Genomic DNA, 15,991 nt, shown 5'->3' on the forward strand with positions numbered 1-15,991 from the left:
GTCGAAGATAAGGAGGACGGGAGGCGTGTTCCTCCCGCCAGTCATTGGCTTATTTCAGCAGGCGATCGTGATGTTCGGCGCCGCGCAGCATGGCCTGGATCAGCTCATTGGCTTCGAACTTGGTCAGCGCCTCATGGGCTCCCACCTGATGGGCCCGCTCCACACTGATCTCGCTGGAGAGGGAGGTGTGCAGGATGATGTAGGCCCCCGCCAGTTTGCTATCGCTCTGCACCTCGAAGGCCAGCTCGTAGCCATCGAGCCCCGGCATCTCGATATCGCTCACCAGAATGTCGATCGGGGTCTTCTGGCTCGCCCGCGTCTGCATCAGGGTCAGTGCATCCTTGCCATTGGTGCAGACCTCATAGGGGATATTGATGTAGTCGAGGGCGGCCATCAGCTGACGGCGAGCGACCGAAGAGTCATCGACCAGCAGGATCCGCATCGGCTTGATCCGTTCCCGCTGCACATCGGTCAGTACCGGATAGAGGTGGCTCGGATCATCCGGATAGACCCGGGAGAGGATCAGCTCCACATCCAGCAGCTGGATCAGCTGGTCATTGACCCGGGTCACACCGGTTACGAACACATTGTGGCCGAGGGAGGCGGGGGGCGATTCGATATCGCGCCAGTTGCACTCGGTGATTTTATCGATGCCCCGTACCAGAAAGCCCACCAGGGTGCGGCGGCAGTCGGTAATGATGATGAAGCAGTGGGGCATCTCCTCCTTGCTGATGGGACGATAGCCCACCGCCATCGCCATATCGATCACCGGAATGGTGGAGCCGCGCATATTGGCAGCCCCCAACACGGTCGGGTGCGAGTGGGGCATTGCCGTCAGCTGGGTGTAGGGCACTATCTCCTTCACCTTGAGGGTACCGATGGCAAAGGATTGTTTGGCTGAAAGGTGAAACAGCAACATGCCCTGGGATTGATTGGCTTTGCTCGTCATGGCAGATGTCCTGTTGGTCGAAACGTTGGCGGTCACTTCAGGCCTCTAGCATAAAGGATTACGGGGGGAATGGCCCTTCCTTGTTAACGACCATCTGGCAAAAAACTGGACTCATTCAGCCAATTTAGTTCGCGTATTCACACCAGCGTCCGGTTCCTCGCCAACCCCCCACTGCTGGCAGGCCGCTTGCAATGCGGCCTCATCGGCATAACCCAGCTTGCTGGCCACCTGCGCGGGTTTGCTGCCACCCTTGACCAATCTGAGCGCCTGCAGCAGTTGCCACTGTTGTTGCAATTCACTCCCTTCCACCGGCGCATCGGCTTGTTGTGCCCACAGTTGCAGAGACTCCGGTTGGCCATTGGCCAGCGCTTGCCAGCAGGCTTGCAGCTCACCGTGACCCTGCTGGCTGATGGCACACTGTTGCAGCTCATCCAGGGTCACCTGCAGTCGCTGACCATAGGCCCCTTGCCACTCTTTCGGACGTTGCCACAGAGCCAGCGAGTCGAGCAGGGCATCGAGCAGCGGGGTGGTCTGCAGCCAGCCTGCCTGCTGCGGCTGAGCCACGCGCAAAGAGACATTCAGCTGATCGTACTCGCAACCGCTTAGGGGGCTGAAGGCCGCGAGGGCATCGGCGCAGAGCCAGAAGCTGCTGCCTGCCGGCAGCAACAGCTCATGTTGGCCCAGTCTCAGCAGCGCGGCGCCCCGGGTGATCCGCAACAGCTGCCCGACCGGAGTTCGTTTGCGGTTGCCGGCGTGCAGGCCCTGGCAGGAAAAATGGTGATACTCGATGGCGTGATGCATGTAAAAACCCTGATATGATGCTGCCTGGAGGTAACAAGTATGGAAACCAGACGTAAAAAACGCTTCATTGCCGGTGCAGTTTGCCCGGCGTGCGGCAAGTTGGACAACATGATGCTGTATCTGGAGCATGGAGTCGAGAAGGTGACCTGTGTCGCCTGTGGCGATACCCAGGTACAAACGCCGGCCGAGGTCGACAAGCAGACTCGCGAGGCGGAAGAGGTGATCGGGGTGTTTCGCCCCTGATAAGGCAACGGCGGGTGGAATGCGGGCCTTCTCGCTGACGCTGTTGCCGTTTTTTTCGTCACTCCGTGGCGCCGCACGCCATATGCGCGGCCCGCTTTTTAGGGTATTCTGAGCCCGTTTTTTTCTATCCGCAGGATCCTGACATGAAAGTAGCTCCTCTGAGCGTGGTTACGCTGGAATACACAGTCACCGACGAGCACGGTGAAGTCATCGACAGCACTGTCGGCAAAGAGCCGCTGGTCTATCTGCACGGCACCCGTTACCTGGTCTCTGGCCTGGAAGCCGAGCTGGAAGGTCGCGCGGTAGGTGAAGCCTTCGAAGTGACTCTGGCACCGAGCCAGGCCTACGGCGAATATGACGAGACACTGGTACAAGAAGTACCGGGCGAGCTGTTCGACGGCATGGAAGTCTCCGAAGGGGATACTTTTGTGGCTGAAACCGACGATGGCCACCGTCCGGTGACCGTGGTTGAAGTGTCCGAAGAGTTCGTCAAGGTGGATGGCAACCATCCGCTGGCTGGCGTAACCCTGGGCTTCAAGGTCGAGATCAAGGACGTGCGCGCTGCCACTGCCGAAGAGCTGGCCCACGGCCACGTTCACGGTGCCGGTGGTTGCGGCCACGATCACGGTCATGACCACGATCACGGCGGCTGCTGTGGCGGTCATGGTCACGACCACGATGAAGATCACGGCCAGGGCGGTTGCTGCGGCGGTGCTGGCCACGGTCACGATCATGGCCACGACCACGGTGACGACCATGGTCACGGCGGCTGCTGCGGTGGCGGCGGTTGTGGTGGCAAGGGCCATCACCACTGATCACGGCCATGCCGATGATGAAAAATCTGCCGTAGGAGTCATACCGAGCAATTAATGCTCATTAATTGCTCCTCCTTGGATGATGAAATCCGAAGCCGGTTGTTCTGGCTTCGGATTTTTTATGTCTGTCAAATAGGCTCGCGGCTTTTCCCAAGCTAACAGGGGCGCTTATTTTTGGTTAATGCTCAACATTATTCCCTCTCGGTTCCGCGATGGGGCTTTTGTGCGTAGCGCAAACGTCATCTGCAAACGAGTCATCAAATCGGTGTATTCACCAGCACAATATGACCAAGTTACTTCATGTCCCAACAGCTATAACGAGCCAGCGTCAGTCTCTATTTGGTCTCGTTGTGCCCCATAAAAAATAGCCAGTCAGGCTTAACTGACTGGCTATTGCCTAGTGACTAACTGATAGGCGCGAAGCCTTACAGCTGCTCGATACCGACGATATGCCAAGGGGCATTGTTCTTGGCCAGATCGCGCTCGAGGTGCCACACCTCTTTGATGTCTTCTTCGACCTGCTCCTGACGGTCCATGTAGCGGCCGCTGAAGCGCACGCTCACCTGAGCCCAGTCGCTGCCGTAGTCGGCGCGTACCAGCTGGGTATCCACATACATTACTTCTGTGTGCTGGTCGCCAGTCAGTTCGGCGCGCTCGGCTTTGAGCTGCTCAAACAGCTCGGGGCTGACGTACTCGCGCACCTTTTCCAGATCGTTCTTGTTCCACGCCTCTTGCAGGGTGCGATAGTGATCGCGGGCACCGGCCAGGAAGCTGTTCATGTCAAAGCCCGGCGGCAGGCGGAACGGCACGTCGCTGTCGGCAAAGCCGGTGGCTTGCGGTGCGCTGTTGCTCTGCTCAAACTGTTGCGGGGCAGCGGATTGCGGTGGCTGATAGCCCGCATAGGCCGCCTGTTGTGGCTGTGGCGTCGCGACCTTGCCCTTGCGCAGGGTACGGATCAGGAAGACGGCCCCCAGCGCCAGCAGGGCGATCAGCAGGAAGTCCATTCCTTGCAGACCTTCAAAGGCACCGCTGCCCAGCAGGTAGGCAAACAGGCCGCCGGCCAGCAGGCCGCCCAGCAGGCCGCCCATCATGCCGCTCTTTTTCGGCGGAGTCTGGGCATTCAGTGTCGGATTCTTGTTGTCGACCGGTTTGGCCGCAGGCTGGGCCGGCGCAGTTTTGTAACTTTTACCAAAGGATTTGCCGCCGCCAAATTTCTTGGCTTCGGCGTGAGGTGCCCCCAGGCCAATGGCCAGGATCACGGCAAACAGGGTCAGCATCTTTTTCATTTTGACTCTTTTCACTCTCGTCTGTGGGTGGGGCATGCTCCGCTTTGGCAAGCTCAGCAAGGCGCATGGCAGGCTGCCTGTCCCTAATTGTGTCGCAGCTTGTATTCATCAATATCACCTCTGGCATGAATTATTCATGAACGAGGTAGCCGCGATACGGCGTCAAACAAGAGGAGTAAACCGGATGAAAAGCAGAAGATTGAGTCGCAAGGAGCGCAAAATGCGAAGCAAAATCAAAATGGTCAAGGTAGAGCAGACTCTGGTTTGGCCCTTTATGATGGTATGAGCCGCCAGATAGGGCTCGCCGTAGTTGGCTTTCTTTTGTAAAATTCCCGTCCCCTTCCCGCTGCGGTTTTTATGTGTATGGCAGAGCAAGTGACGGCGAAAAAAGACGCCAAGACACAACAGCTGAAAGTTCCTCCCCACTCTTTTGAGGCCGAACAGTCCGTACTGGGCGGCCTGATGCTGGATAACGATGCCTGGGATCGGGTTGCCGAACGGGTTATCGATCAGGATTTCTACAGCCGTCCGCACCGGTTGATCTTCCAGGCCATGACCCGCCTCTCCAACGCGGGCAACCCCATCGACCTCATCACCCTGCAGGAGGAGCTGGAGCGCTCCGAGCAGCTGGAAGAGGCGGGCGGCTTCGCCTATCTGGTGGAGATCGCCAAGAACACCCCGAGTGCCGCCAACATCAACGCCTACGCCGAAATCGTGCGCGAGCGGGCGGTGGTGCGAGAGATGATCTCGGTCGCCAACGAGATAGTCGAAGCGGGCTACGAGCCACAGGGCCGTACCTCCGGCGATCTGCTGGATCTTGCCGAGAGCAAGGTATTCAAGATTGCCGAGCAGCGCACCAGCGCCAACGAGGGGCCCCAGCCCCTGAAGCTCATCCTCGAGCAGACCGTCGACAAGATTGAAGAGTTGTTCAAGACCCCCCACAACGGGGTGACCGGGGTATCGAGCGGTTACAACGATCTCGACAAGATGACCGCCGGTTTGCAGCGATCGGACTTGATCATCGTGGCGGCCCGTCCCTCAATGGGCAAGACCACCTTTGCCATGAACCTGTGCGAGCATGCGGCCCTCACCGCCGACAAGCCGGTGCTTATCTTCTCGCTGGAGATGCCCTCCGAGCAGATCATCATGCGTATGCTCGCCTCGGTCGGTCGTATCGACCAGACCAAGGTGCGTACCGGTCAGCTCGATGACGAGGATTGGGCACGCCTCTCCTCCACCATGGGATTGCTGCTGGAAAAGGGCAAGATGTATATCGATGACGCCTCCGGCCTCACCCCGACCGATGTGCGCTCCCGTGCCCGTCGGGTGGCGCGCGAGCACGGTGGCCTATCCATGATCATGGTGGACTACCTCCAGCTGATGCGGGTGCCGGCGCTCTCTGACAACCGTACCCTGGAGATCGGCGAGATCTCCCGCTCCCTCAAGGCCTTGGCGAAAGAGCTGCAGTGCCCTGTGGTGGCGCTCTCCCAGCTGAACCGAAGTCTGGAACAGCGGGCCGACAAGCGCCCGGTCAACTCGGATCTTCGTGAATCGGGCTCCATCGAGCAGGATGCGGATTTGATCATGTTTATCTATCGTGATGAGGTTTATCACGATGACAGCCCGGACAAGGGGATTGCCGAGATCATTATCGGCAAGCAGCGTAACGGCCCTATCGGAAGAGTGCGTCTCACCTTCCAGGGTCAGTTCTCCCGGTTCGACAACTACGCCGGTCCGGCGTTTGACGACGATTATTGATAAGTAACAATCATGGCAATCCTATGGTCAGGATTGCCACCACCGCTCTGACCCGCTTGCCATTCACTGCAAGGCAGCCCGTCAGAGCCTGTTTTCCCGGTTCGACAATTATGCCGGTCCGGCCTTCGACGACGATAAGTGAGTGGCGGTCTTCTGCCCGATGAGGGGGAGACCATTTGTGCCCTCGTAAGGGAAAACCATGAAAGCGGCTACTGCCCAAATCAACACTGCGGCCTTGCGCCACAACCTCGCCGTGGTCAAGCGCCACGCTCCCGCTTGCAAGATCATCGCTGTGGTCAAGGCCAACGCCTATGGCCACGGACTGCTGCCGGTCGCCCGTACCTTGGTGGATGCGGATGCCTACGCTGTGGCCCGGATCGAAGAGGCGCTGATGCTGCGCTCCTGCGCCGTGGTCAAACCCATCGTGCTGCTGGAGGGATTCTTCTCCGCCGACGACCTGCCGGTGCTGGCGGCCAACAACCTGCAGACGGCGGTTCACACCTGGGAGCAGCTCGAAGCGCTGGAGCAAGTCGAGCTGCCAGCCCCCGTGGTGGCCTGGCTCAAGCTCGACACCGGCATGCACCGCCTCGGGGTGCGTGCCGACGAGATGCCCGCCTTTATCGAACGACTCGGCAAGTGCAAGAACGTGGTGCAGCCGTTCAACATCATGACCCACTTCAGCCGCTCCGATGAGCTGGAGCAGCCCACCACCCGCGAGCAGATCGACCTCTTCAGCAAGTTGACCGCACCGCTGGCGGGCGAGCGGGCCATGGCCAACTCGGCGGGCATTCTGGCCTGGCCAGACTCCCACTGCGACTGGGTTCGCCCCGGTGTCATCCTCTATGGCGTCTCCCCGTTCCCCAACACGGTAGCGGCCGATTATGACCTGCAGCCGGTGATGACCTTGAAAACCCAGCTGATTGCAGTGCGGGATCACAAGGCGGGCGAGCCGGTGGGCTATGGCGCCAACTGGGTGTCAGAGCGCGATACCCGGCTTGGGGTGATCGCCATCGGCTACGGTGACGGTTATCCGCGCATGGCGCCCAATGGCACTTCCGTGCTGATCAACGGCCGCATCGTGCCGCTGGTGGGGCGTGTCTCCATGGATATGAGCACGGTCGATCTTGGGCCCGGCGCAACCGACAAGGCCGGTGACGAGGCGGTACTGTGGGGCGAGGGGTTGCCGGTGGAGCGGGTGGCCGACGAGATTGGCACCATCCCCTACGAGCTCATCACCAAACTCACCTCCCGCGTCTTTATGGAGTACGTCTGATGTGGCAGCAGTGCCTGCTGACTCTGAAGCCCCATTCACGGGGCTTTCATCTGGTGACTGACGAGCTGGTGGCCAAGCTGCCGATGCTGGCGGATTACCGGATTGGCATGGCGTACCTGCTGCTGCAACACACCTCCGCCTCGCTCACCCTCAACGAGAATTGCGACCCCAGCGTGCGCAGCGATATGGAGGCCCATCTGCACCGGCTGGCGCCGGAAGATGCCCCTTACTATCGCCACACCTATGAGGGGGCGGATGACATGCCCGCCCACATCAAATCCTCCCTGCTCGGGGTGAGCCTGCTACTGCCGATCCGTGACGGTCAGCTGGCACTCGGCACCTGGCAGGGGATCTGGCTTGGCGAGCATCGCGTCGATGGTGGCGCCCGCAAGGTACTGGTGACCCTGCAGGGTGAGTAATCAGGCTGCAATCAGCTGAAAGATGACGATAAAAAAGAGGGATGGCATTGAGCCATCCCTCTTTTGTTTTTACCGTTTCGCGAGCTATCCGCTGGCAAGTGGCGCGGCGCTCTTCGTGGCTCAGCTGACCTTGAAGGGGGTCAGCTCGGCCAGCGGGGCTGCGTCCATAAAGGCCTGCGGCTCCTGACCGTGTTTGAAGATCTTGAAGTCCTGCTCGCGGGCGCTCCAGTACTCCAGACGCTCGCCACTTACCTGTAGCAGGCTCGCTTCGCGCAGGGCCACCACGTGCTCGCTCGGGTTGATGGCGCAGAACTCGGCCAGACGCTCGTCGCGGGTCTCGCCCATGTGGCCGCTGATGCTGGCGTCCAGATAGTGCGGGTTGATCTGCAGCGGGAACAGGCCCAGCGCCGGCAGCACGGCGGCGCTGCAAACCGGCATGTCGTTGGTGGTACGGATGCTCGGGGTCGCCACGTTGCAACCGGCGCTCCAGCCCACATAGGGGACGCCCCGCTCGCGCACGGCACGCTGGATCGGCACGATCAGGCCGTTTTCGTGCAGCATCTGGTTGAGGCGCCAGGTGTTGCCGCCGCTGATAAAGATGGCGTCCGCCTGATTGATGGCATCAACCGGATCATCGAAGTGGTGGATGCTGATTGCATCGACTCCCAGACTCTCCTGCAGCTCGTTGGCACGGGCATCCCAGTCGCTGCGGATCACCGCGTAGGGGATGAGCAGGATGCGCTTGACCTGTTTGCGCGCGAGCAGGCTTTGAACCCGATCCCGGGCCCAGCCGAGCAGACCCGGAAATTCGTTGGCTTTACCGTTGCTAAGCAGAAGCAGTTCCATCAAATCGTTCCTCAAAAAGTGAAAGCGGAGGAGGGAGGGCCACCGGATCCGCCGTGCGGCCGGATGGCAAGAGGAGGCATGCTACCACCATTGGCGCGGCGGTTCTGTGATCGGAGGGCCTATTCAACGGCTATGGATGAGTTATGGATGGATAACTCAATGCCAAGCGGTGGACTAATGAGCCGTGGTCAACTCGCCAGTCATCGCCAAGAAAAGACCCCGCCGCAGCGGGGTCATGGCAGAGTTAGTCGAGTTTGAGATCGACCCACACCATGCGGTGATCCGAGCTGACTCCCTTGGCGATGCCGAGTTTCGCATCATAGACCAGGTGATAACCGGCCTCGAAGCTGGCAGGCCAGAAGACGCCGCTCTTGACCGCGTTGAGGTTGGCGGAGGGGATGACGTGATCAAGCTGCAGCACGCTGGAGTTGGTGATGCGTTCCGGGTTGGGGCGAGTGAGGTTGCGTTTGCAGTCGGCCCCCTTGCTGACACACTCCGGGCCCCCTTCGCTGACCGGGATCAGGGTGCCATTGGTGATGGCCTGATTCATCAGCGGGTTGTTTAGCAAATCCTGAATGGCGGTCAGGTCACCGTCACCGGTGAGCGGATCGGCGTTGAGATCACCCGCGATAACGAACTTGGCGTTTTTGGCCAGCCCACCCTTGGTGCCCTTGTCATCGGTCATGTAGTTGAGACCCTTGACGTAGTCGTTCCAGAAGGCGATCTCGGCGCGGTTGTGCTTGACGGTGTGACGCGCCGCGTTGGCAAAGATCGGCGGGGTCGGGTGGGAGATCAGGAAGTGGATCACCTCTTCACCCTTCTCGGTCTTGATCCGTACTGGCACATCGGCGTGGTTCTTGGAGGAGAGCGGGTACTGCTGCCAGGCGGCGTCTGAATACCAGGCATCACCACACTGGCGGCTGGCCGGGATCTTGACCTTGGGATTGTTGCAGTCATCGATGATGGGGTTCTGCTCGCCCGGCATATCCTTCCACTTGAAGTGCTGGAAGGTGCGGATCTGCTTGGTGTCGATGGGGTATTTGGACATCACCGCAAAGGCGTACTGGCCGTGGTAGTTGCCAAAGCCCCAGGCATCGTCGGGGCCGCTGTTGACCTTGCCATCCAGATTGAGGTCATAACCGCTCATCAGGCCGGTGTTGGTGGCGAAGTTCTGCATCACCGGATAGCTGATGGCCGTCACCTCTGCGTGCTGGGCGTGAGCCAGATAGTTGTCGTTGAAGGCTTTCAGATCGGCGGTGCTCTCGCCTTTGCCGTCGTTGTCGAACTCGTTGAGCAGGAACACATCCGGACGGGTGCGCTGGATGATCTCCGCCACGTTGCGGATCTGCTGCACGTTCTTGGCTTTGGTTTCCGTGGCGCCGCTCAGGCTCCCTTCGGCGAGGCGGGCCAGCAGGGCATCCTGCTCGGTGCGGGTCAGCGCCAGCTCACCGGTCAGCATACCGGCAGCAGAGCGATCAAAAGCGACATTAAACGTGGCAAAGCGAATCATGGTGACACCTGCGTCGGTTAACAGGCTGCCATTATAGGGTTGCAGTGGTTCGATCGAGCATCTCGCATCAGAAAGAATGACTACACCACCATCGGCAGGCCGCTCTCGGGGTGGTGGATCACCTGTGCCGGATAGTCATAGAGACGGGCAATCAGCTCAGGGGTGAGCACCTTGGCAGGTGTGCCATCGGCCATCAGCTTGCCCCGTTCCAGCATCACCAGCCGATCGGCATAGCGCGCCGCCAGATTGAGGTCGTGCAGCACCACCAGTACCGCAGTATTGCGGCTGGCCAGGGCGCGCGCCATGGTGAGCAGCTGATGCTGGTATTTCAGATCCAGCGCCGAGGTGGGCTCGTCGAGCAGCAGCAGGCGGGGTTGCTCGGCCTGCCCGGTCGGGGAGGGGGCCTGCCAAATCTGCGCCAGCACCCGGGCAAACTGCACCCGCTGCCGCTCGCCACCGGAGAGCCCCGGATAGAGCCGCTTGGCCAGATGCTCGACCCCGGCATCGGTCATGGCCGCCGCCACAATCTCGTCACGCCGCGCCGCCGGTTCACTGTGGGGCAAGCGTCCCATGGCGACCACTTCCTCGCAGAGAAAGGGGAAGTTGAGTGAGGAGCTTTGCGGCAATACCCCGAGCCGGTGGGCCAGCTGGCTGCTGTCCCACCCTTGGCGATCTGCGCCAAACAGGGTGATGGAACCCTCATATTCCAGCTCGCCGGTCAGACACTTGAGCAGCGAGCTCTTGCCCGCCCCGTTGGGGCCGAGCAGAGCTGTCAGGGTGCCGCTCTCGAGGTCGAGATCGAGCCCATCCAGGATCTGGCGCTGGCCACGGCGCAGGCTGAGCCGGGTGCAGCTCAACAGGGGGGCGGAGAGTGAGGATGAGAGTGGTTGCATAACAGTCCGTATCACAGGGCGCGGCGGCCTTTTACCAGCAGCCAGATGAAGAAGGGGGCGCCGAGCAGGGCGGTGATGATGCCCACCGGCAGCTCGGCCGGGGCCAGCAGGGTGCGTGCCAGCATATCGGCCGCCAGCAGCAGGGCGGCGCCAAGCAGGGCCGAGAGCGGCAGCAACCTGACATGGTTGGGGCCCGCCAGCAGGCGCACCAGATGGGGCACCACCAGCCCGACGAAGCCGATCATCCCCGATACCGCCACCGCCACCCCGACGCCCGCGGCGGTGAGCAGAATCAGGCGACGTTTGAGGGATTGCACATTGACCCCAAGATGACGAGCCTCCCCTTCACCCAGCAGCAGGGCGTTGAGGGGATTGGCATCGCGCATAAAGAGCCACAGCAGGGCCGCCAGGGTGAGCAGGGCCAGCGCCACATCGGCCGGTTTGCCTGCCGCCAGCGTTCCCATCTGCCACAGGCTCAGGTTGCGCAGCATCTGATCGTCCGCCAGATAGGTGAGCAGGCCGATCACCGCACCGGAGAGCGCCGTGATGGCGACCCCGGCCAGCAGCATGACGGTCACCGAGGTGCCGCCCTCCCGGGTGCCGAGCAGATAGACCAGAGTGGTGGTCAGCGCACCGCCGAGAAAAGCGAGCAGCGGCAATAGCCCGACGCCGAGCAGCTGTTGCAGTGATTCACCGAGGGGGGCCAACAGCACGATGGCGAGCGCCGCACCGAGCGCCGCACCGCCGGAGACCCCTATGATGCCGGGGTCAGCCAGAGGGTTGCGAAACAGCCCCTGCATCACGGCGCCACAGAGCCCGAGAATCCCCCCCACTGCGATGCAGAGCAGAGTTCTCGGCAGGCGAATTTCCTGCACGATCAGCAGTTTGTGCGACTCAATCCCGCTCTCCTGCCCGGCAAACAGCGCCCGCAGACTCTCGCCCAGGGTGAGGGTCATGGGGCCGGTTGCCAGCGAACCGAGCAGCAACAGCGCCAGTGCGGCCGTTGTGAAGGCCAGCAGCCAGGAGAGGGGTAACCGCATCATGACCCCTGCTTGATCCACTGAGCGATCTGGTTCGCCTGTTGCAGGGAGTTGAGGCTCAGGCCCCCTTGCAGGGCGTGGCCGTCGATGGCGTGAATGGCGTTGTGCTTGCCAGCCGGGGTGGCGGCCAGGGCGGGCACTTCCGCCAGCACCTTGGCCGGATCGGCATACTGCTGCCAGTCACGACCGCTAACCAGCACCAGGTCGGGCTGCATCTCGATGAGGGATTCGGCGGATACCGGCTTGTAGTTGCGCAATTCGGCGACCGGATTGATGCCGCCTGCCAGCGAAATCAGCGCGCTGGCGGTGGTGTCCCCCCCGGCGATGCTGGTGGGTTGCCCCTTGTGCAGCAGCAGGAAGGCGACCTTGAGCGGTTTGTTCTGTTTGGCTTGCGTCGCCAGCTGATCGGTCTGGGCCTGGATCTCTGCCTTCAGGCGATCGCCAGCGGCTTTGTCGCCCAGCAGGCTGGAGAGGGTATCGATACGCTGGTTGAGGTTGGCGAGGGTCGGCGCGGTATCCAGCACCTCCACCTTGACCCCGGCACGGCGCAGCTGATCCAGGGTTGGGGCCGGGCCCATTTCGTCACTGCCCACCAGTCGGGTGGGGGAGAGGCTCAGGATCCCTTCGGCGGCCAGCGCCCGGTGATAACCCACCTTGGGCAGCCCTTTTGGCAAGGGACTGCTGACATCGGTGGCGATCAGGCTCGATTCACCGCCAAGGGCCAGAATGAGTTCTGTAGTGGCCGGGCCGATACTGACGATACGCTCTTTCTGTCCGTCGGCGGCAACGGCAGAGAAGGGAGAGAGTGAACTGCAGAGCAGGGTGATGGCGAGGGCAAGACGACGGCCCATGCTAACCTCCGAAGGGGTGAATGAAACGGGTGTGCCGCCGAGAATATCAAGGCTTTTGAAAAAATGCACTGATAATGATAGCAATTATCAATTGCATTGATTCCAGTGCTTTATTAGAGTAGCCGCCATGATAAACAGCGGGACAATATGGTCCCGCAGAGGGAGAAAACATGAGCATTGCACAACGCATTCACGCGCTGCTGGAGCAGGATCCCGGCGCTCATCCGTCCACCCTGGCGGCCCAGCTTGCCATCAGCGAATGGGAGGTGGTTCGCCATCTGCCCGCCGAGCTGGTGACCCTGCTACCCGCCGATCGCGCACAAGCTCTGCTGGAAGATCTGGCCGACTGGGGTCCGGTGACCACCATCGTCGAATCAGAAGGTTCCATCTTCGAGGTAAAAGCCCCCTTCCCGAAAGGCAAGGACGCACGCGGCTACTACAACCTGATGGGCCGCGACGGTGAGCTGCATGGTCACCTCAAGCTCGACAACGTGGCGGGGATTGCGCTGGTCAGCAAGCTGTTCATGGGCAAGGAGGGGCACTCCTTCCAGTTCTTCGGTCACTCCGGCCGCTGCATTTTCAAGGTCTATCTGGGTCGCGACGAGAAACGCCAGCTGCTGGACGATCAGGTCACCCGTTTTATGGCGCTGCGCCACAACTCTCAAGAGGAAGTCAAAGCATGAGTGAACGTCAGGAGCGTCTGCAGAACCGCTTGCAACCGGAGATCCGCGAATTTCGCGACAGCTGCCGCACCCTGCAGCTCGCCACCGTCGATGGCGAAGGCAATCCCAACGCCAGCTATGCCCCGTTTGTGCTGCAGGAAGATGGCTACTATGTGCTGATCTCCGAGATCGCCCGCCACGCCCGCAACCTGCAACAGGTGCCCCGGGTATCCTTGATGCTGATCGAGGATGAGAGCGGTGCCCGCGAGCTGTTTGCCCGCAAGCGCTTGACCTTCGATGCGGTGGCTGAAGTGGTGGCCCGTGACGACGCCCGCTGGAGCAAGGCGGTCGCTGCGCTGGAGGGGCGTTTTGGCGAGATCATCAAGGGTCTCTCCAACCTCAAGGATTTCAAACTGTTCCGCCTCAAGCCGGAACAGGGGCTGTTCGTCAAGGGCTTCGGACAGGCGTTCGCGGTTTCCGGTGACGAGCTGGTGGATTTCGTCCATCTGGTGGAAGGGCACAAGCGCATCGACAACGGTGCCGAGCTCACCAGCCCGGCCGATGCGCCTGTCTGATAATCTCTGTCAACCACGACAGCCGTCATAACAAAACGGGCAGCCAATTGGCTGCCCGTTTTTATTGCGTTATCTCATCCGGCCTGATCAATCCTGCCAGCTGGCCTTGTTGGGAAAAGCGCGACGATCGGCGTCGGTGGCCGTTTCGTTGCACTCTCCCCGCACCTTCCAGGAGGTCTGGCTCAGCACTATGTAGCCCTGGCGGCAATACTGCTTGGTCGCCAGGGTCTCGGTCAGCAGGTTCTCCTGTAACGCCTCCCGCTGTTCCAGCAGCCGCTGGCTCTGGGCCGCCGAGAGGCCGCGCGGCAAGGTGTCGTTGGGCGCGGCTTCAAAGGTGAAGCGTTTACTCCCCTCCTCGTTGATGTGGGTCAGAAACAGGGGTTCCGGCCCGTCATACTTCTGGCCGGGCAAGCTGGAGCAGGCCGACAGCAGGGGAACAATCAACAACAGGGTGGCAGACAACAGGCGCACGACAGACTCCAGTGAGAAACGAGGCGAGGCTCGCAGATTAGCACGGCTGCAGGGCGGGTGTTACTGCCAGCAGCTCGTCGGTGGTGAGCAGGGTGACACTGCGCCCCTCCGGCAGGCTGAGGTGGCGCCACATCCAGTGATGGTGCTCGGTGATGTGGGCCGCGCTAAGGTGGGGGCGATCGGCGGTGGTGTGACCATCGCTCAACACCAGCACCTCGTACCCATGGGAGGCAGCACTGCGCACTGTGGTGTCGACGCAAAAATCGGTGGCGCAGCCACAGAGAATGAGTCGATCGACCGGCTGCTCGGCCAGCAGGAAGGCGAGCTCGGTGTCGAGAAAGCTGTCACAGGCCGTTTTGCGCACCCGGCTCTCTCCCTTGGCCGGTTGCAGCGCACTGTGCAACTGCCAACCCGGTGTGCCCGGTTCCAGTTCAGTACCGGGGGGCGAGTCATGCTGGATATAGATGACCCGTCCCTGTTGCTGCCTGACATGGGCCGCAGCCCGGTTGATATTGGCCAGCACCTGCTCCTGGCGGTAACGGGGCTCGTTGAACAAGCCTTGCTGCACATCGATGATCAGTAACACATCCATATTTTACCCGCCGTTTCCTGGAAGATTAGGGTTGCAGCCACTGGCTGCAGTCACGACTGCGGGATTGATGCAGCGCGCCCATATCTTGCTTCATCTCGTCACTGTTTTGCCAGCGTTTAGGCAGCGGCATGATGGTTACCTGCACATCGGCTGCGGGATCTGCAACAGAGGTCTCATCTGTGCGGGGCACGACCAGCGCTACCTTGAGGGCAGGATTGCGGCTGGCGATGCGACTGGCGAGTCCAAGCCCCCCCTCGACGTGGAAATTGCCGGCGATATGCATGATCTGCTGGCCCGGGTGCTTGGCGAGATAATCCACCATGCTCTCGGCCATGGTGTCATCCCAGCTGGTCTGGGCGGCGAAGCGGCGGGCGTTGCTGTCGGCATCGCCGTGGTGCATGGAAGCCATAAATTTCTGGCGATAGGGATCATCCCCCAGCGTCAGTTGGCGGGCCAGCTGGCTGCGGCGCGACGCGGGCAGTTTGTCTAGCCACTCAGCCCCCTCCTGACCGACACAGCTCACCAGCGGCTTGGGGGCGTTGGCGGCGATCACCGGCATCTGGTGCGCTTTAGCAAACTCTACCAGCGGGCGGTAGTCGCTTGGATAGTTGGGCCAGGCGTTGCCTTCGCGGATCAAGGCCGCTTCACCAATCTGGTTCGTCAGATAGGCATCCAGCGTCTTCTGATCGGCACGGCTGAACTGCTCCATGGAGAGGGTCAATGGCCGACCGTGCTGCAGACCTGCGGTGTAGAGTCCGCTCAGCAGGCGCGATTGCAACAGATGCACGGCGGGATGGCTGTGCAGCTCACCCACCAGAATGATGTCTGCGTCGGCAATGCGCGCGATTGCCTGCTCCAGCGTCAGGTCTGCGTCTCCCTCGCTGCTTAGCCGGTAGTCATAGAGCGTCTGCAACTGTGATGACTGGGTCGGTTGGGTGGGGGTGGCACAGGCTGCCAGCAGCAGCGGCAGGGCGAGCAGGGGAAGTCGTCTAATCATGGGATCTCAC

General features: G+C 61.1%; 18 protein-coding genes. 7 read left to right on the forward strand and 11 right to left on the reverse strand.

Going from position 1 to position 15,991, the window contains the following annotated elements:
- Nucleotides 1–49 precede the first annotated feature (49 nt).
- Nucleotides 50–949 carry a chemotaxis protein gene (locus ACTG2W_RS17715; protein WP_005335289.1) on the reverse strand — a complete coding sequence of 300 codons (900 nt, stop codon included), beginning with the start codon at nucleotides 947–949 and terminating at the stop codon, nucleotides 50–52.
- A 111-nt stretch (nucleotides 950–1,060) separates the two neighbouring features.
- Nucleotides 1,061–1,750, reverse strand: a complete 690-nt coding sequence (locus ACTG2W_RS17720; protein WP_106842882.1) for a hypothetical protein — start codon at nucleotides 1,748–1,750, stop codon at nucleotides 1,061–1,063.
- 39 nt (nucleotides 1,751–1,789) lie between these two features.
- Here ACTG2W_RS17720 and ACTG2W_RS17725 point away from each other — a divergent pair, with 39 nt between their 5' ends.
- Together ACTG2W_RS17725 and slyD are read left to right on the forward strand one after the other, a co-directional pair.
- On the forward strand, nucleotides 1,790–1,993 hold the full coding sequence (locus ACTG2W_RS17725; protein ID WP_005335287.1) for a YheV family putative zinc ribbon protein: 204 nt from the start codon (nucleotides 1,790–1,792) through the stop codon (nucleotides 1,991–1,993).
- A gap of 143 nt (nucleotides 1,994–2,136) precedes the next feature.
- Nucleotides 2,137–2,808 carry a peptidylprolyl isomerase gene (gene slyD / locus ACTG2W_RS17730; protein WP_005348264.1) on the forward strand — a complete coding sequence of 224 codons (672 nt, stop codon included), beginning with the start codon at nucleotides 2,137–2,139 and terminating at the stop codon, nucleotides 2,806–2,808.
- Between the two features lie 425 nt (nucleotides 2,809–3,233).
- Here slyD and ACTG2W_RS17735 read toward each other — a convergent pair whose 3' ends face one another.
- Entirely contained in the window at nucleotides 3,234–4,094 is an 861-nt protein-coding gene (locus tag ACTG2W_RS17735) for a Tim44 domain-containing protein (protein WP_005335275.1), read from the reverse strand.
- A gap of 363 nt (nucleotides 4,095–4,457) precedes the next feature.
- On the opposite strand from ACTG2W_RS17735, the gene dnaB reads away from it, so the two are divergent.
- From dnaB to ACTG2W_RS17750, 3 genes are all read left to right on the forward strand, one after another.
- The gene (gene dnaB / locus ACTG2W_RS17740; protein ID WP_026035132.1) at nucleotides 4,458–5,852 is read left to right on the forward strand and encodes a replicative DNA helicase; all 1,395 of its coding nucleotides are present in this window, start codon (nucleotides 4,458–4,460) and stop codon (nucleotides 5,850–5,852) included.
- A gap of 199 nt (nucleotides 5,853–6,051) precedes the next feature.
- Nucleotides 6,052–7,125, forward strand: coding sequence for an alanine racemase (gene alr, locus ACTG2W_RS17745; RefSeq protein WP_033114623.1), 1,074 nt, complete (start codon nucleotides 6,052–6,054; stop codon nucleotides 7,123–7,125).
- Complete coding sequence (locus tag ACTG2W_RS17750) at nucleotides 7,125–7,544, forward strand: secondary thiamine-phosphate synthase enzyme YjbQ (protein ID WP_106842881.1); 420 nt, start codon at nucleotides 7,125–7,127, stop codon at nucleotides 7,542–7,544. The genes alr and ACTG2W_RS17750 overlap by 1 nt, the downstream gene beginning before the upstream one ends.
- A gap of 120 nt (nucleotides 7,545–7,664) precedes the next feature.
- Here the strand turns inward: ACTG2W_RS17750 and pepE are convergent, their stop codons facing one another.
- The 5 genes from pepE to ACTG2W_RS17775 all read right to left on the reverse strand — a co-directional run bounded on the left by pepE (nucleotide 7,665) and on the right by ACTG2W_RS17775 (nucleotide 12,684).
- Nucleotides 7,665–8,390, reverse strand: a complete 726-nt coding sequence (gene pepE / locus ACTG2W_RS17755; protein WP_106842880.1) for a dipeptidase PepE — start codon at nucleotides 8,388–8,390, stop codon at nucleotides 7,665–7,667.
- A gap of 244 nt (nucleotides 8,391–8,634) precedes the next feature.
- Entirely contained in the window at nucleotides 8,635–9,900 is a 1,266-nt protein-coding gene (locus ACTG2W_RS17760) for an endonuclease/exonuclease/phosphatase family protein (protein ID WP_106842879.1), read from the reverse strand.
- A gap of 80 nt (nucleotides 9,901–9,980) precedes the next feature.
- Nucleotides 9,981–10,793: a heme ABC transporter ATP-binding protein gene (locus ACTG2W_RS17765; RefSeq protein WP_106842878.1), complete on the reverse strand. Its 813-nt coding sequence runs from the start codon at nucleotides 10,791–10,793 to the stop codon at nucleotides 9,981–9,983.
- 11 nt (nucleotides 10,794–10,804) lie between these two features.
- Nucleotides 10,805–11,836: a FecCD family ABC transporter permease gene (locus ACTG2W_RS17770; protein ID WP_181281579.1), complete on the reverse strand. Its 1,032-nt coding sequence runs from the start codon at nucleotides 11,834–11,836 to the stop codon at nucleotides 10,805–10,807.
- On the reverse strand, nucleotides 11,833–12,684 hold the full coding sequence (locus ACTG2W_RS17775; protein WP_106842877.1) for a heme/hemin ABC transporter substrate-binding protein: 852 nt from the start codon (nucleotides 12,682–12,684) through the stop codon (nucleotides 11,833–11,835). The genes ACTG2W_RS17770 and ACTG2W_RS17775 overlap by 4 nt, the downstream gene beginning before the upstream one ends.
- A 170-nt stretch (nucleotides 12,685–12,854) precedes the next feature.
- On the opposite strand from ACTG2W_RS17775, the gene hutX reads away from it, so the two are divergent.
- Nucleotides 12,855–13,367 (forward strand): heme utilization cystosolic carrier protein HutX, encoded by a 513-nt coding sequence (gene hutX / locus ACTG2W_RS17780; RefSeq protein WP_106842876.1) that lies wholly within the window; start codon nucleotides 12,855–12,857, stop codon nucleotides 13,365–13,367.
- Nucleotides 13,364–13,921 carry a heme utilization protein HutZ gene (gene hutZ, locus ACTG2W_RS17785; RefSeq protein WP_005335257.1) on the forward strand — a complete coding sequence of 186 codons (558 nt, stop codon included), beginning with the start codon at nucleotides 13,364–13,366 and terminating at the stop codon, nucleotides 13,919–13,921. The genes hutX and hutZ overlap by 4 nt, the downstream gene beginning before the upstream one ends.
- An 87-nt stretch (nucleotides 13,922–14,008) precedes the next feature.
- Here the strand turns inward: hutZ and ACTG2W_RS17790 are convergent, their stop codons facing one another.
- From ACTG2W_RS17790 to ACTG2W_RS17800, 3 genes are read right to left on the reverse strand one after another with little or no spacing between them, the layout of a single operon-like run.
- The gene (locus tag ACTG2W_RS17790; RefSeq protein ID WP_005335256.1) at nucleotides 14,009–14,392 is read right to left on the reverse strand and encodes a hypothetical protein; all 384 of its coding nucleotides are present in this window, start codon (nucleotides 14,390–14,392) and stop codon (nucleotides 14,009–14,011) included.
- A gap of 37 nt (nucleotides 14,393–14,429) precedes the next feature.
- On the reverse strand, nucleotides 14,430–14,984 hold the full coding sequence (locus tag ACTG2W_RS17795; RefSeq protein WP_106842875.1) for a cysteine hydrolase family protein: 555 nt from the start codon (nucleotides 14,982–14,984) through the stop codon (nucleotides 14,430–14,432).
- A gap of 25 nt (nucleotides 14,985–15,009) precedes the next feature.
- Nucleotides 15,010–15,981 carry a ChaN family lipoprotein gene (locus ACTG2W_RS17800; RefSeq protein WP_106842874.1) on the reverse strand — a complete coding sequence of 324 codons (972 nt, stop codon included), beginning with the start codon at nucleotides 15,979–15,981 and terminating at the stop codon, nucleotides 15,010–15,012.
- Nucleotides 15,982–15,991 lie beyond the last annotated feature (10 nt).

The sequence above is a fragment of the Aeromonas sp. 96A genome (assembly GCF_051919165.1).
Classification (GTDB): domain Bacteria; phylum Pseudomonadota; class Gammaproteobacteria; order Enterobacterales; family Aeromonadaceae; genus Aeromonas; species Aeromonas veronii.

Bases quoted from the DNA above. Each gene is read 5' to 3' on its own strand.
- hutZ (WP_005335257.1), top strand. From the start codon at position 13,364: ATGAGTGAACGTCAGGAGCGTCTGCAGAACCGCTTGCAACCGGAGATC.
- ACTG2W_RS17760 (WP_106842879.1), bottom strand. From the start codon at position 9,900: ATGATTCGCTTTGCCACGTTTAATGTCGCTTTTGATCGCTCTGCTGCC.
- ACTG2W_RS17770 (WP_181281579.1), bottom strand. From the start codon at position 11,836: ATGATGCGGTTACCCCTCTCCTGGCTGCTGGCCTTCACAACGGCCGCA.
- pepE (WP_106842880.1), bottom strand. From the start codon at position 8,390: ATGGAACTGCTTCTGCTTAGCAACGGTAAAGCCAACGAATTTCCGGGT.
- dnaB (WP_026035132.1), top strand. From the start codon at position 4,458: ATGGCAGAGCAAGTGACGGCGAAAAAAGACGCCAAGACACAACAGCTG.
- ACTG2W_RS17800 (WP_106842874.1), bottom strand. From the start codon at position 15,981: ATGATTAGACGACTTCCCCTGCTCGCCCTGCCGCTGCTGCTGGCAGCC.
- ACTG2W_RS17715 (WP_005335289.1), bottom strand. From the start codon at position 949: ATGACGAGCAAAGCCAATCAATCCCAGGGCATGTTGCTGTTTCACCTT.
- hutX (WP_106842876.1), top strand. From the start codon at position 12,855: ATGAGCATTGCACAACGCATTCACGCGCTGCTGGAGCAGGATCCCGGC.
- ACTG2W_RS17795 (WP_106842875.1), bottom strand. From the start codon at position 14,984: ATGGATGTGTTACTGATCATCGATGTGCAGCAAGGCTTGTTCAACGAG.
- ACTG2W_RS17725 (WP_005335287.1), top strand. From the start codon at position 1,790: ATGGAAACCAGACGTAAAAAACGCTTCATTGCCGGTGCAGTTTGCCCG.
- alr (WP_033114623.1), top strand. From the start codon at position 6,052: ATGAAAGCGGCTACTGCCCAAATCAACACTGCGGCCTTGCGCCACAAC.
- ACTG2W_RS17735 (WP_005335275.1), bottom strand. From the start codon at position 4,094: ATGAAAAAGATGCTGACCCTGTTTGCCGTGATCCTGGCCATTGGCCTG.
- slyD (WP_005348264.1), top strand. From the start codon at position 2,137: ATGAAAGTAGCTCCTCTGAGCGTGGTTACGCTGGAATACACAGTCACC.
- ACTG2W_RS17775 (WP_106842877.1), bottom strand. From the start codon at position 12,684: ATGGGCCGTCGTCTTGCCCTCGCCATCACCCTGCTCTGCAGTTCACTC.
- ACTG2W_RS17720 (WP_106842882.1), bottom strand. From the start codon at position 1,750: ATGCATCACGCCATCGAGTATCACCATTTTTCCTGCCAGGGCCTGCAC.
- ACTG2W_RS17765 (WP_106842878.1), bottom strand. From the start codon at position 10,793: ATGCAACCACTCTCATCCTCACTCTCCGCCCCCCTGTTGAGCTGCACC.
- ACTG2W_RS17750 (WP_106842881.1), top strand. From the start codon at position 7,125: ATGTGGCAGCAGTGCCTGCTGACTCTGAAGCCCCATTCACGGGGCTTT.